The sequence below is a fragment of the Telluria sp. RT2P19 genome (genome assembly GCF_059685725.1).
In genome coordinates this window covers 1-12,868 of the sequence record NZ_JCASIL010000021.1, presented here as the reverse complement: position 1 = coordinate 12,868, position 12,868 = coordinate 1, and the positions used below count along the sequence as shown (strand labels likewise).

Annotated in this window: 9 protein-coding genes and 1 pseudogene; 3 read left to right on the top strand and 7 right to left on the bottom strand. The window is 67.0% G+C overall.

Translation table 11 applies throughout. From position 1 onward, the window contains the following. Nucleotides 1–24: 24 nt before the first annotated feature. On the top strand, nucleotides 25–3,219 hold the full coding sequence (locus tag AC56KW_RS21550) for an error-prone DNA polymerase (protein WP_497172700.1): 3,195 nt from the start codon (nucleotides 25–27) through the stop codon (nucleotides 3,217–3,219). Nucleotides 3,220–3,327: 108 nt separating this feature from the next. Next, the gene (gene gntR, locus AC56KW_RS21545; RefSeq protein WP_497172699.1) at nucleotides 3,328–4,356 is read left to right on the top strand and encodes an HTH-type transcriptional regulator GntR; all 1,029 of its coding nucleotides are present in this window, start codon (nucleotides 3,328–3,330) and stop codon (nucleotides 4,354–4,356) included. Between the two features lie 24 nt (nucleotides 4,357–4,380). Here the strand turns inward: gntR and cynS are convergent, their stop codons facing one another. The 4 genes from cynS to AC56KW_RS21525 are packed head-to-tail and all read right to left on the bottom strand — an operon-like array spanning nucleotide 4,381 to nucleotide 8,031. Then, on the bottom strand, nucleotides 4,381–4,830 hold the full coding sequence (gene cynS / locus AC56KW_RS21540) for a cyanase (RefSeq protein ID WP_497172698.1): 450 nt from the start codon (nucleotides 4,828–4,830) through the stop codon (nucleotides 4,381–4,383). A 32-nt stretch (nucleotides 4,831–4,862) separates the two neighbouring features. Then, on the bottom strand, nucleotides 4,863–5,759 hold the full coding sequence (locus tag AC56KW_RS21535) for an ABC transporter ATP-binding protein (RefSeq protein WP_497172697.1): 897 nt from the start codon (nucleotides 5,757–5,759) through the stop codon (nucleotides 4,863–4,865). Further along, nucleotides 5,749–6,624 carry a nitrate ABC transporter permease gene (gene ntrB, locus AC56KW_RS21530; RefSeq protein ID WP_497172696.1) on the bottom strand — a complete coding sequence of 292 codons (876 nt, stop codon included), beginning with the start codon at nucleotides 6,622–6,624 and terminating at the stop codon, nucleotides 5,749–5,751. The genes AC56KW_RS21535 and ntrB overlap by 11 nt, the downstream gene beginning before the upstream one ends. 12 nt (nucleotides 6,625–6,636) lie before the next feature. Continuing rightward, nucleotides 6,637–8,031: a CmpA/NrtA family ABC transporter substrate-binding protein gene (locus AC56KW_RS21525; protein WP_497172695.1), complete on the bottom strand. Its 1,395-nt coding sequence runs from the start codon at nucleotides 8,029–8,031 to the stop codon at nucleotides 6,637–6,639. 314 nt (nucleotides 8,032–8,345) lie between these two features. Between AC56KW_RS21525 and AC56KW_RS21520 the strand changes: the two genes are divergently transcribed. Next, the gene (locus AC56KW_RS21520) at nucleotides 8,346–8,864 is read left to right on the top strand and encodes a gluconokinase (protein WP_497172694.1); all 519 of its coding nucleotides are present in this window, start codon (nucleotides 8,346–8,348) and stop codon (nucleotides 8,862–8,864) included. Nucleotides 8,865–8,915: 51 nt separating this feature from the next. Here the strand turns inward: AC56KW_RS21520 and AC56KW_RS21515 are convergent, their stop codons facing one another. From AC56KW_RS21515 to AC56KW_RS21505, 3 genes and pseudogenes are all read right to left on the bottom strand, one after another. Beyond that, nucleotides 8,916–11,261 carry a GH36-type glycosyl hydrolase domain-containing protein gene (locus tag AC56KW_RS21515; protein ID WP_497172693.1) on the bottom strand — a complete coding sequence of 782 codons (2,346 nt, stop codon included), beginning with the start codon at nucleotides 11,259–11,261 and terminating at the stop codon, nucleotides 8,916–8,918. Nucleotides 11,262–11,281: 20 nt separating this feature from the next. Then, nucleotides 11,282–12,658 carry an MFS transporter gene (locus AC56KW_RS21510; RefSeq protein ID WP_497172692.1) on the bottom strand — a complete coding sequence of 459 codons (1,377 nt, stop codon included), beginning with the start codon at nucleotides 12,656–12,658 and terminating at the stop codon, nucleotides 11,282–11,284. A 106-nt stretch (nucleotides 12,659–12,764) separates the two neighbouring features. Further along, a pseudogene (locus tag AC56KW_RS21505) lies at nucleotides 12,765–12,868 on the bottom strand (IS1595 family transposase); the annotation flags it as partial.

Here is a 12,868-nt window from a genome sequence, read left to right as displayed (position 1 = left end):
TTGGCTGTTTGACAGCTTCTCCGCATGACCGCCCACACCGCCCAGCCCCCAGCTCCGCAGGCGCTGCCTCCCTACGCCGAATTGTTCTGCCTGTCGAACTTCTCGTTCCTGCAAGGGGCCTCGCATGCCGAGGAGCTGGTCGCGCGCGCGGTGCAGCTCGGGTACTTCGCGCTGGCCCTCACCGACGAATGCTCGCTGGCCGGGGTCGTGCGCGCCCACGCCGAAGCCAGGAACGCCGGCCTGCCCCTGATCATCGGCGCCCACTTCCACCTCAGGAACCCCGGCGACGCCCTGGCGCCAGCCCCGTCCCTGATCCTGCTGGCGCAAAACCGCAACGGCTACGGCAACCTGTCCGAACTGATCACGGTCGGCCGCACGCGCAGCGAGAAGGGCACCTACCTGCTCACGCCCGACGACCTGGCCAATCCCGCGCCGAACTACGCGCACCTGCAGCACATGCCCGACTGCCTGGCGATCCTGCTGCCGCCATACCCCGGCCACGAAGCCCAGGACGTCGACCGCCTGCACGCGCAGGCCGCGTGGATGGCGACCACCTTCCCGGGCCGCGCCTGGCTCGGCCTGACGCTGCTGCACCGCGCCTTCGACGACGCCCACCGCGCCACGGTGGAAGAGGTGGGCTGGCAGCATGGCCTGCCGATCGTCGCGCTGGGCCATGTGTGCATGCACGTGCGCTCCCGCAAGCCCTTGCAGGACACCTTGAGCGCGACCCGCCTGGGCAAGCCGGTGGCGGCCTGCGGCTACGGCCTGGCGCAGAACGCCGAGCAGCACCTGCGCGCGCGCCTGCGCCTGGCCAACCTGTATTCGCGCGAGGCGCTGGCCGAGACGGTGCGCATCGCGCGCCTGTGCACCTTCTCGCTCGACGAGCTGCGCTACGAATACCCGGACGAAGTGGTCCCCGAAGGCCACGACGCCACCAGCTACCTGCGCAGCGAAACCTGGATCGGCGCGCACCGGCGCTTTCGCGACGGCGTGCCGGCCAAGGTGCAGGCACAGATCGAGTACGAGCTCGAACTGATCGCCGAGATGGGCTACGAACACTACTTCTTGACGGTATATGACATCGTGCGCTTCGCGCGCTCGCAGCACATCCTGTGCCAGGGCCGCGGCTCGGCCGCCAACTCGGCGGTGTGCTACTGCCTCGGCATCACCGAGGTCGACCCGGCCCGCGCCAGCCTGCTGTTCGAGCGCTTCATCTCGCGCGAGCGCAACGAGCCGCCCGACATCGACGTCGACTTCGAGCACCAGCGGCGCGAAGAGGTCATCCAGTACATCTACAACAAGTACGGCCGCGAGCGCGCGGCGCTGGCGGCGGTGGTGATCAGCTACCGCCCCAAGAGCGCGCTGCGCGACAGCGGCCGGGCGCTGGGCATCGACCTCGCCATCGTCGAGAAGGTGGCCAAGACCCACCACTGGTTCGACAGCCGCGCCGATCTGCTGGGGCGCCTGGCCGAAAGCGGTCTCGATCCCGAGGCGCCGCTGTCGCGCCAGTGGGCCACGCTGGCGCAGTCGCTGCTGAACTTCCCGCGCCACCTGTCCCAGCATCCGGGCGGCTTCGTGATCGCCAGGGGCAAGCTCTCGCGCCTGGTGCCGATCGAGAACGCGACCATGCTTGACCGCAGCGTGATCCAGTGGGACAAGAACGACCTCGAAGAGCTGGGCCTGATGAAGGTCGACGTGCTGGCGCTGGGCATGCTGTCGATGATGCGGCGCGGCCTGGAGCTGGTCGGCCAGCGCCATGGCCAGGTGTTCGAGATGCAGGACATCCCGGCGGACGATGGCGCCACCTACGACATGATCTGCCAGGCCGACACCGTCGGCGTATTCCAGATCGAATCGCGCGCGCAGATGAGCATGTTGCCGCGCATGCGGCCGCGCCGCTTCTATGACCTGGTGATCGAGGTGGCGGTGGTGCGTCCCGGCCCGATCCAGGGCGGCATGGTCCACCCCTACCTGCGCCGGCGCCAGGGACTCGAGCCGATCGTCTATCCGAGTCCCGACATGGAGACCGCGCTCGGGCGCACGCTGGGTGTGCCGATCTTCCAGGAGCAGGTGATGCAGGTGGCGATCCTGGGCGCCGGTTTCACGCCGGGCGAGGCCGACCAGCTGCGGCGCGCGATGGCGGCCTGGAAGCGCAAGGGCGGCCTCGAGAAATACTACGAGCGCATCGTGGGCGGCATGCTCGAACGCGGCTATACGCTGGAATTCGCCGAGGCGATCTTCAGCCAGATCCAGGGCTTCGGCGAATACGGCTTCCCCGAATCGCACGCGGCCAGCTTCGCGCTGCTGGCCTATGCCAGCTCCTGGCTCAAGCGCCACGAGCCGGCCGCCTTCCTGTGCGCGCTGCTCAACAGCCAGCCGATGGGCTTTTACAGCCCTTCGCAGCTGGTGCAGGATGCGCGCCGCCACGGCATCGAGGTGCGGCCGGTCGACGTCGCCGTCAGCGGCTGGGATTCGACGCTGGAAGAACATGACCCGCAGGACCGTTCGCGCCAGCCGGCGGTGCGGCTGGGCTTCTCGCTGCAGCGCGGATTGAAGCAGGAAGCGGCCGAGCGCATCGAACAGGCGCGCGCCGTGCGGCCATTCGAGAACGTGGCCGACCTGGCGCGGCGCGCGCATCTCGACCGGAGCGACCTGCAGGTGCTGGCCGCCGCCAACGCGCTGCGCTCGCTGGCCGGGCACCGGCGCGAAGCCTTGTGGCAGGCCTCGGGCGCCGCTCCCGACAAGGATCTGCTCCGCCCGACCGTGCCGCGCGAAGACACGCCCCTGCTCGCCGCGCCGAGCGAGGGCGAAGAGATCGTGGGCGACTACCGCGCCCAGGGCCTGACCCTGGGCCGCCACCCGCTGGCGCTGCTGCGCGAGCGCCTGCTCAAGCAGCGCTTCATGCCGGCGTCAAGCCTGATGGATTTCCAGGACGGCCAGCTGGCGCGCGCCTGCGGCCTGGTCACGGTGCGCCAGCGTCCCGGCACGGCCAAGGGCGTGCTGTTCATGACGCTGGAAGACGAAACCGGCAACATCAATGTGATCGTGTGGCCGACCCTGGTCGAGCAGCAGCGGCGCGAGGTGCTGGGTGCGCCGCTGCTGGGGGTATACGGCGTCTGGCAGCGCCAGGGAGAGGTGCGCCACCTGGTCGCCAAGCGGCTGGTCGATCTGTCGCACCTGCTGGGTGGACTGGATGCGCGCAGCAGGGATTTTTGCTGAGCGCCAGGTTCCCGGGTCACGCATGGCGCATGTCTTGCGGGTAGCGGTCGGAGATTGGCGCCATTGTTGATAGAATGGACAGGGCAAGCCGATCGACACAGGATGACAATGGAAAAAACAGGCCGAAGCAAGGGCAGGGGAACGGGGCGGGCGACGCTCGAGCAGGTGGCGGGCATGGCCGGCGTGTCGATCATGACCGCCTCGCGCGCGCTGAGCCAGCCGCAGATGGTTTCCGAAGTCACCCGCGCCAAGGTCGAGCAGGCGGTGGCGGAGCTGGGCTATGTGCCCAACCGCGCCGCGCGTGCGCTGGCCTCGGCGCAGTCGCACGTGATCGTGGTGCTGGTGCCGTCGTTTTCCAATGCCGTGTTCACCGCCGTCCTCGAAGGCATCCACGACGCCGTGGCGCCGGGCCAGTACCAGCTCCTGATCGGCAATACCTATTACTCGCAGGCCGAGGAAGAAAAACTGCTGCGCACCTACCTGCAATCGAGCCCGGACGGCATCCTGTTCTCGAGCCAGGCGCACAGCCCGGCCGTGGTCAAGATGCTCGAAGCCTCGCAGGTGCCGGCGGTGTCGATGATGGACTTGTCCGACGCTCCCGGCGACCTGTCGGTCGGTTTCTCGCAGTTCGAGGCCGGCATGGAAATGACGCGCCACCTGCTCAAGAAGGGCTACCGCCGCATCGGCTTCATGGGCGCCCAGCTCGACGAACGCACCTTGCGCCGCGCCGACGGCTACCGCGCCGCGATGGTCGAGGCGGGCCTGGCCGACCCCCGGCTCGAGATGATGGTGCCGGAACGCTCCACGATCGCGCTCGGCGCCGAGCTGATGGGGCAGATCATGGCGCGCATGCCCGACTGCGACGCCGTCTTCTGCTGTAACGACGACCTGGCCCACGGCGCCGTCTACCACTGCCAGCGTCACGGCATCCGTATTCCGCAAGACATCGCCGTCTGCGGCTTCAACGACTTGCCGGCGTCGGCATGGATGATGCCGTCGCTGACGACCATCGACACGCCGCGCTACCAGATCGGCTTCGAGGCGGCCGGCCTGCTGCTGCAGGTGATCAAGGGCAAGGAGCCCGAGCGCAAGCGGATCGACCTCGGCTTCACCTTGCGCGAGCGCGAGAGCGCCTGACCCGGCCGCGCCCCGGTAGCGCCTTCAGTAGGTCTTGTAGGGCAGGAACTTGCCCGACAAGACCACGTTGACGCGATCGCCTTTCGGGTCGTCGGTGCGCTGGATGTCCATCGAAAAATCGATGGCGCTCATGATGCCGTCGCCGAACTCCTCGTGGATCAGTTCCTTGATCGTGGTGCCGTACACGTTCACCAGCTCGTACCAGCGGTAGATCAGCGGATCGGTCGGTACCGCGGTCTGCAGCGAACCTTTATAGGGCACGATCTGCAGCCAGGCGATGGCTTCGTCGGACAGCTCGAAGATCTTGCCGACCGCCTCGGCCTGCGACTTGGTCAGGGTCATCTGGCCCAGGCAGGCGGCCGTGGTCCATTCCTTCGACAGGCCGGTGGCCTCGGTCACGTCGCGCCATTTGATGCCCTTGCGGACCTTGGCGGACACGATCATCCTGGTGACGTCTTCGCGGCTTGAAATCATTCTCTGCTCCATGGGTGGGTAAGGGGGGACGTTCAGGCCGAAGCCCTGGCGCCGTAGTCGTCGGGCGCGGCCTGCGCCGCGTCGGGTTCCAGGCCGGGATGCACGATGCGTGTCGCCGGCACGTCCGCGATCTCGGCGCCCGACTGCTGCAGCATCTTCGACCGGCGCACCAGGAAATCGACCAGGTGATTGCGGATCTTGTAGAACTGGGGATCGCGGTGGATCGTCGCGCGCGTGCGCTCGGCCGGCAGCGTGTTGACGACGATCTCGGCGATGCGCGCCCGGGGACCGTTGCTCATCAAGAAAATGCGGTCGGCCAGCAGGATCGCTTCGTCGACGTCGTGGGTGATCATGAAGACGGTCTGCCGCGTCGCCGCGCAGATGCCGAGCAGCTCGTCCTGGATCGTGCCGCGGGTAAGCGCGTCGAGCGCGCCGAACGGTTCGTCCAGCAGCAGCATCTTGGGTTCGACCGCGAAGGCGCGCGCGATGCCCACGCGCTGCTTCATGCCGCCCGACAGTTCGGCCGGCTTCTTGCGCGCCGCGCCGCCCAGGCCGACCATCTCGATGAAGCGCGCGCCGTGTTCGCGCACCTTCTCGCGCGGCCAGCCGGGATGGCGCGAGCGCACGGCGAAGCCGATATTGTCTTCCACGCTCAGCCAGGGCAGCAGGGCGTGGCTCTGGAACACCACGCCACGGTCCAGGCCAGGGCCGGTCACTTCGCGGCCGTCCATGATCACGGTGCCGGCGCTGGCTTCTTCGAGGCCGGCGAGCACGTTGAGGATGGTGCTCTTGCCGCAGCCCGAGTGGCCGATGATGCAGATGAACTCTCCGCGCTCGATCGCGAACGTCACCCCCTCGAACACCGGCGCCTGGCCGGCGCGATAGGTCTTGGCCAGGCCGTCGACCTGGACGAAACGGTCATTCGGCATAGGTCACCTTCCCTTGCAGGGCGGCGAACATGAGGTCCAGCGCCATGCCCACGATGCCGATCATGAGCACGGCGAAGATCACGTTCGCCAGCGACAGGTTGTTCCACTCGTTCCACAGGAAGTAGCCGATGCCGTTCCCGCCGATCAGCATTTCGGCGGCCACGATCACGAGCCAGGCGATCCCCATCGAGATGCGCATGCCGGTGATGATGGTCGGCGCCGCCGCCGGCAGGATCACCAGGAAAGCCTTGCGCAGCGGCGACACTTCGAGCGTGCGCGCGACATTGAGCCAGTCCTTGCGCACGCCGGCCACGCCGAACGCGGTGTTGATCAGCATGGGCCAGATCGAGCAGATGAAGATCACGAAGATCCCCGAGATCGATGAATCCTTGATCGTGTACAGGGCGATCGGCATCCAGGCCAGCGGCGAGATCGGCTTGAGCACCTGGATGAAAGGATCGATCGCGCGGTACAGCAGGGGCGACATGCCGATCGCGAAACCCAGCGGGATCGCCACCAGCATCGCCAGCAGGTAGCCCAGGCCGACGCGCACCAGCGAATGCCCCAGCTGGATGCCGATGCCGCGGTCGTTCGGGCCGCGATCATAGAACGGATCGGCCAGGTGGCCTACCGCCACCAGCGCGAACCCGGCCGGCGTCGGGAAGCCCCCGCCGGCGGCCGGCGCCGGAGCCGCGCCGGCCGCCGGCGCTTGTCCCATCAGGGCCGCGTACTCGGCTTGCTCGGCGCTCATGGCGGCCACCGGCGCCGCGGCGCGCGGCGCGGTGGCGATATGCCAGACCCCGAGCAGGACCAGCAGCAGCGCCAGCGACAGCAGCGCCGCCTTCAACCTGAGTTGCTTGTGCATGGGCTTTTCCTGTCAGGCGCGCTTGATGGCGAAGCTGTCCAGGTAGGCCTGCGGCCTGGCCGGATCGTAGGTCTTGCCCATGATCGTGAACGGGCGGTAGCCGCTGGCGGCGGCGGCAGGCGCCTGCATGCCGAGGGCCGCCATCTGCTTGCGCGCATCGGTGAGCAGGAAGACCTGTTCGGCCAGCGCCTTGTAGTTGACGTCGCCCTTCAGGTAGCCCCAGCGCTTCATCTGCGTCAGCATCCAGGTCGCCATCGAATACCACGGCAAGGCGTCGAAGTCGGCGCGGTCCGGTTCGTTGCGCACCTTGCCCAGGCCATCGGCGAAGCGGCCCGAGAGCGCCTGCAGCACGACGGTCTCGGGCTGGTTCAGGTACGCGGGTTTGCAGATGGCCTTGGCGATCTCGGCCCGGTTCTCGTGCTTGTGCGCCATCGCGGTGGCGTTCAGGATGGCACGGTACAGCGCGGCGAAGGTGTTCGGGTTCTGGTCGATGAAGGCTTGCGAGGCGCCGAAGGCGCAGCAGGGATGGCCGTTCCAGATGTCCTTGGTCAGGATGTGGATGAAGCCGACCTGGTCGAACACGGCGCGCTGGTTGAACGGATCGGGACCGAGGAAGCCGTCGATATTCCCGGCGCGCAGGTTGGCGACCATCTCGGGTGGCGGCGTCACGCGCAGCTGCACGTCGCGGTCGGGGTCGAGCCCGTGCTCGGCCAGGTAGTAGCGCAGCAGGAAGTTGTGGACCGAGTACTCGAACGGAATCGCGAACTTGAAGCCCTTCCAGTTGCGCGGGTCGCGATTGTCCTTGTGCTTGAGCGCGAGCGTGATCGCCTGCCCGTTGATGTTCTGGATGGTGGCGACGCGCATCGGCTGCGGCGTGCCGCCCTGGCCGGCCGACATCGCCAGCGGCATCGGCGCGAGGAAGTGCGACGCATCGAGTTCGCGGTTGATCATCTGGTCGCGCACCAGCGCCCAGCCGGCGGTCTTGCTGAGGGTGACGTTCAGCCCCTGCGCCTTGTACATGCCCATCGGGTCGGCCATGATCAGGGGCGTGGCGCAGTTGATCGGAATGAAGCCGATCTTGAGGTCCTTCTTCTCGAGCGCGCCGGCTTTTTCCTGTGCATTGGCCTGCAGGCTGGCCAGCGGCAGCACCGCGCCGACCGCCGCCATCAGCGTCGGCGCGCCCACGGCCTTGATCAGGTTGCGGCGCGTCACTTCATGGGGGAACAAGGCGCGTACCGCAGCGGCCTCGATGAAGTCGCCCGACAGCGCTTCGGCGTCACCCGCGCGCCGCAGCCGCGCGGCTTGCGCCTGGCGCTCGTGCTCGGCCTGGGAGCCATGCCTGCCGCAGGCGCAACCACTCAGGCTGGACTCGGTCGAATAGGGGCGGTACAGATTCTCATCTTTCATTGGCGAAGATCCCTGGTAGTGGTGATGACGCAAAAAATGAAACGGCGCGACCGGCGTTGACCTGCCCATACTTTGTCACCAGCAAGACCTGTGCCATATGGCATCGGGTAGGGACATCACCTCCTTCCCAGAGCGAAAACGACGCTTTGGGTCGCGCCCGGGTATCGTGCAGGAACCGTGACGGCGCTCGCCATCGGCAGGCGCCGGAGCACCTATTGCGCGCATCTGCCCGCTCGTGGTGCGTGATGGGTTTACATCCTTACCGCGCAGCGGCTACAATCGACCTTATTGATGTTAGCGTTAACATGGACGACATGACGACAGAAGCGCGAGACGACGACAAGGGAACCGCCTGGGTAGTGATGGGCGTGAGCGGTTGCGGCAAGAGCAGCATCGGCGCGGCGCTGGCCACCAGGCTCGGTGCGCCCTTCATCGAGGGGGATGCCTTCCATTCCGAGGCGAATGTGGCCAAGATGTCGGCCGGCGTCGCGCTGACCGACGACGACCGCCGCGACTGGCTCCTGAGCCTGCGCGACAAGCTTGCCGCGCGCGAGGGCGGGGCGGTGCTGTCGTGCTCCTCGCTCAAGCGTACCTATCGCGACCTGCTGCGCAGCGCCGGCGGCGACGTGCGCTTCGCCCACCTGGCGGGCGAGCGCGGCCTGCTGCTGGAGCGCGTGAGCAACCGCCCCGGTCACTACATGCCGCCGTCGCTGCTCGACAGCCAGCTGAGCACGCTCGAACCCCTGCAGCCGGACGAAGCCGGCATTACCCTGGATATCCGCGACCTCCCGGAACAGCTGGTCGGGCAGATTCTTGCCAGCGTCCGGGGCTGAGGGCCTCGGCAATGGCGCCAGGAGTGGGGAAGCCCTCCTGGCGTCCGGCCATCAGGGAACCGTCACCTCGAGCTTGTAGCTGCGACCCGCTTCGACCTTGTCGATGCGCGCCGCAGGCAGGGCGACGCCGTCGCAGATCACCTCGACCTGTCGCACCGCGCCCCGTTTGATCTCGACCTCGAAAGTCGCACCACGGAAGCGCCGCGTGACCGACATCCCATCCCACCCCGACGGCAGTTGCGGCGCTACCGTCAAGCCCTGCATATCGCCCTTCAAGCCGCACAGCCCCTCGATCAGGCAGCGATAGACCCAGGCCACGGTGCCTGTGTTGAACAGCTGGCTCGAACGCCCGGCGGTGCGCGGATACTCCTTGTACGCGCCGCGGTAGTAATTGGGAATGAACACCGGCAGCTGGCCGCGCTGCAGGTAGTCGTCCTGGCCCGGGCCGGGGATCATCTTGCGCAGCGCATCGAAGGCGCGGTCGGCCTCGCCGATCGTGTACAGGCTGTAGATGTAGAACACCGAGGCGTGGTTGTACACCGCGCCGTTCTCGGCCGAACCGGGATGCTTTTGCGTGACGCGGCCGACGTCTTCGCGCATGGCGCTGTAGGGCGGCGCGAACATCTGCACCCCGTACGGCGTGCGCAGCTGCTCGTCGATCTCGCCGAGCATCCTGGCGCGCTGTTCGGCGCTGGCCGCGCCGGACAGGAAGGCCCAGCTCTGGGGATTGAGGTAGATGCGGCCCTCGGTATCGCTGGCCACGCCGAACTTGACGTCGTCGTCGGTGATGCCGCGCGCGAACCAGGCGCCGTCCCACAGGTGGGTGTTGGCGGCGCCATTCATCTCGCCGGCGCCGGCGCGGTAGTGCGCCTCGCGGGCAGCGTCGCCACGCGCCGCGCACACGTCGGCCCACAGGTTCAGCGCATAGGCCGCCGCCACCGTCAGCCAGCCCGAGACGCCGCGGCCCTTGTAGCCGACCATATTCATCGGATCGCACCAGTCGCCCTGCTCGATGTACGAGAGGCCGCGCGCATCGCGCCGCTGCAGCAGCCAGTCCATTGCCAGCGAGATGCGCTCGAACGCGCTTTTCACCTGGCCGTCGTGCGTCGTGACCGGCGCGTCGAGGATGGCGGCGTCGCCCGTTTCATCGAGGTAGGCGCGCAGGCATACCGGCAGCCAGACGCAGTGGTCGGTGTGCGGGATCTGGTTGATGTACTTGAGTTCAGCGCCTTCGAACAGCAGGATCCCGTCGGGCATCGCGCCATTGGCCTCCTGCTGGCTCAGCGAGTGCAGGAAGGCGGCGCGCGCCGCCGCCGGCTTGACGAAGGCCATGCCCATATTGTCCTGCAGGTAGTTGCGGGTCTGCGGGTCGGTGCTCAGGCGGTTGACGTCGCCGTGGTAATAGACCTGGCGCGCCAGCCAGGTGTTGACGAAGTTATCGAGTTCGCGGTCCGGTGTCGTGACCTGGATGACGCCTTCGCCCTGCGCGATATACGCCGCGTAGTCGCGCGCGGCGGCGGCGAAGCCTTCCTCGCTCAGGTAGCGCTGGCGCAGCGATGCGGTCTCGGCGTCGTCGAAGGCGGGCCCGAACAGGAAGCGGCGCGTGACGGCGTTGCCGGGCGCCAGCGCCAGCCGGTACTGGACCACGGCCGCCGGCGTCTCGTAGCGCGCATCGCCGCAGCCCAGGCGCTCGCCCGCCAGGCCGGACGGCGCATGCAGGCCGCCTTCGCCTTCGAAGGCGATCTGGCCGGTCTCCCAGGCGTCCGGCGCCTGCTCGCACAGCAGCACGGTGCGGTCCTTGAACAGGCGATTCTTGAAGTAGTCTTCCAGTTTCTGGTACGGCGTGATGCTCGACGCCACGATGCCGCCAAGGTCATGCCGGTACTCGGCCGACTGGTTCATCCACGACATATAGCCGATCGTGAAATAAGGATAGACGCTGATGCGGCGCGGACGGTCCGACAGGTTCGTCACCTGCATCGACCACAGCTCGGCGACGTCGTCGACCGGCAGGCCGAGCACGAGCTCGATGCGGATGCCGAACTTCTCGACGGTCCAGCGCAGGTCGGTGCGGCCGACCGAGAACGCGAACAGGTCGACGCCGCCGCGCACCGGCTCGTAGGGCGCCGAGAACAGCTCGCCCGACTCTTCGTCCTTCACGTAGAAGAAGCGGCCCGGATGGTGGGCGTAGTAATGCTGCTCCGGCTGCATGAAGGACTTGGCCTGGATGTTCGGCGCGTGCGAATACTTGCTCGGTTCCGGTTGCATGAACTGGGCGGTGGCGTAGCCGCGGCAGGTCGACTGGATCATCATCCGGCGGTTCCACAGGAAGCCGCCGGCCTGCGGCATCGCGGTGGGGCTGGTCAGCACATAGCGGTCGTCTTGCGGATACAGCATGGATCGGGTCTCCAATGATTTCATGGCGCGGCCTTGCGCGCCGACAGCTCGAGCTGGATGCGCGCCAGCAGCTTGCCGTCGAGGTTGTAGAAGCACATGACCAGCACCGCCAGCAGGGCGAACGAAGCCGGCACGAAGGACATCAGCCACACGATGCCGGCCTGCGAGCCGGTGGTCTGGGCCGCATTGGGCACGTAGCCGAGCGAGGTGAAGACGGCGCCGATCACGCTCACCGCCACCGCGGTGCCGAGCTTTTGCGAGAAGGTCGCGGCGGCGAAGGTCATGGCGGTGGCGCGGCGGCCGGTGGTCCATTCGTTGTAGTCGGCGGTGTCGGCATACATCGAGAACGCCAGCGGCGACTTGGGGCCGAGCACGAAGCCGGTGGCCGCCTGCAGCACGAACATCAGGTCGATGCGGTCGGTCGGGATCAGGAAGAATGCGCTCGATAGCACCGCGGTCGCGCTCATCAGGATAATCATGAGCAGCTTCTTGTCGACGAAGCGCGTCATGAGCGGCGTGCAGGCCGCGCCGATGGCGGCGAAGATCATGTAGGTCGGCACGAAGCTCGCCATCAGCTCGGGGCGCTCGACCACGTACTTGAAGTAATAGGCCGAGGTGGTGGTGCGCAGGGTGATGGTCACCATGATCACCAGGGCCAGCACGAACAGCACGACCCAGGGACGGTTGCCGGCGAGGTCGCGGATGTCGCGGATCACGTTGCTCTTCTGGCCCGATGGCGGGGTGATGCGCTCGCGTGTGCCTGCGAAGGTAATGAGGAACATGAGCGCTGCCGCCACGCTCCAGGCGACCATGGTCAGCTGCCAGCCAAGTTCGTTGTCGCCGTTGCCGAGCTTCTCCACCATGGCCGGGGTGGCGGCGGTCACCAGGGTGCCGCCGGCGAAGGCGAAGATGAAGCGCAGGCCATTGATGGTCGAGCGTTCCTGCGGGTCGGCCGACATCACGCCCGACAGCGCGTTGTACGGGATGTTGACGCAGGTGTAGAACACCATCATTGCCAGGTAGCTGGCATAGGCCCAGATCAGCTTGCCGTCGGCGTCGAGGTCGGGGGTGGTGTAGGTCAGCACGGCGGCGGCGCCGAGCGGGATCGACATCCACACCAGGTAGGGACGGAACTTGCCGAAGCGCGTGCTGGTGCGGTCGGCCACGGCGCCGATCAGCGGGTCGGTGAAGGCGTTGATCAGCTTGATCGAGGCGAGCAGGGTGGCCGCCTGGGCCGCCGAGATGCCGAAGGTATCGGTGTAGAAGATGAGCAGGAAGGTCGCGATATTGGCCCAATAAAAATTAAAGCCCATATCGGCCACGCCATAGCTGAGCTTTTCGCGCCAGCCAAGGGAGGCGTTCGCTGCTGCAGGTGTCTCGGGCCCGCGCTTGAACATGCTTGTCTCCAGATTTTGTAAGTCGTTATGTGAGCGCTAACATCTTTATCAAGTATGCCGTCCGTTGGGCTGCATGTCAAATACAAACAATTAGGCGATGTCACCGTTACCTATGGATGAATCCGATCGCGATGCGTAGCAATTGCTCGACAGAAGTAACTCGCCCACCATCGAGGGCCCACAGCCAACCCAGGTAATTCGGCAGGCGCC

What these genes read in the sequence shown, in the direction of transcription:
- AC56KW_RS21550 (WP_497172700.1), top strand. Translation starts at nt 25, where the DNA reads ATGACCGCCCACACCGCCCAGCCCCCAGCTCCGCAGGCGCTGCCTCCC.
- gntR (WP_497172699.1), top strand. Translation starts at nt 3,328, where the DNA reads ATGGAAAAAACAGGCCGAAGCAAGGGCAGGGGAACGGGGCGGGCGACG.
- cynS (WP_497172698.1), bottom strand. Translation starts at nt 4,830, where the DNA reads ATGATTTCAAGCCGCGAAGACGTCACCAGGATGATCGTGTCCGCCAAG.
- AC56KW_RS21535 (WP_497172697.1), bottom strand. Translation starts at nt 5,759, where the DNA reads ATGCCGAATGACCGTTTCGTCCAGGTCGACGGCCTGGCCAAGACCTAT.
- ntrB (WP_497172696.1), bottom strand. Translation starts at nt 6,624, where the DNA reads ATGCACAAGCAACTCAGGTTGAAGGCGGCGCTGCTGTCGCTGGCGCTG.
- AC56KW_RS21525 (WP_497172695.1), bottom strand. Translation starts at nt 8,031, where the DNA reads ATGAAAGATGAGAATCTGTACCGCCCCTATTCGACCGAGTCCAGCCTG.
- AC56KW_RS21520 (WP_497172694.1), top strand. Translation starts at nt 8,346, where the DNA reads ATGACGACAGAAGCGCGAGACGACGACAAGGGAACCGCCTGGGTAGTG.
- AC56KW_RS21515 (WP_497172693.1), bottom strand. Translation starts at nt 11,261, where the DNA reads ATGCTGTATCCGCAAGACGACCGCTATGTGCTGACCAGCCCCACCGCG.
- AC56KW_RS21510 (WP_497172692.1), bottom strand. Translation starts at nt 12,658, where the DNA reads ATGTTCAAGCGCGGGCCCGAGACACCTGCAGCAGCGAACGCCTCCCTT.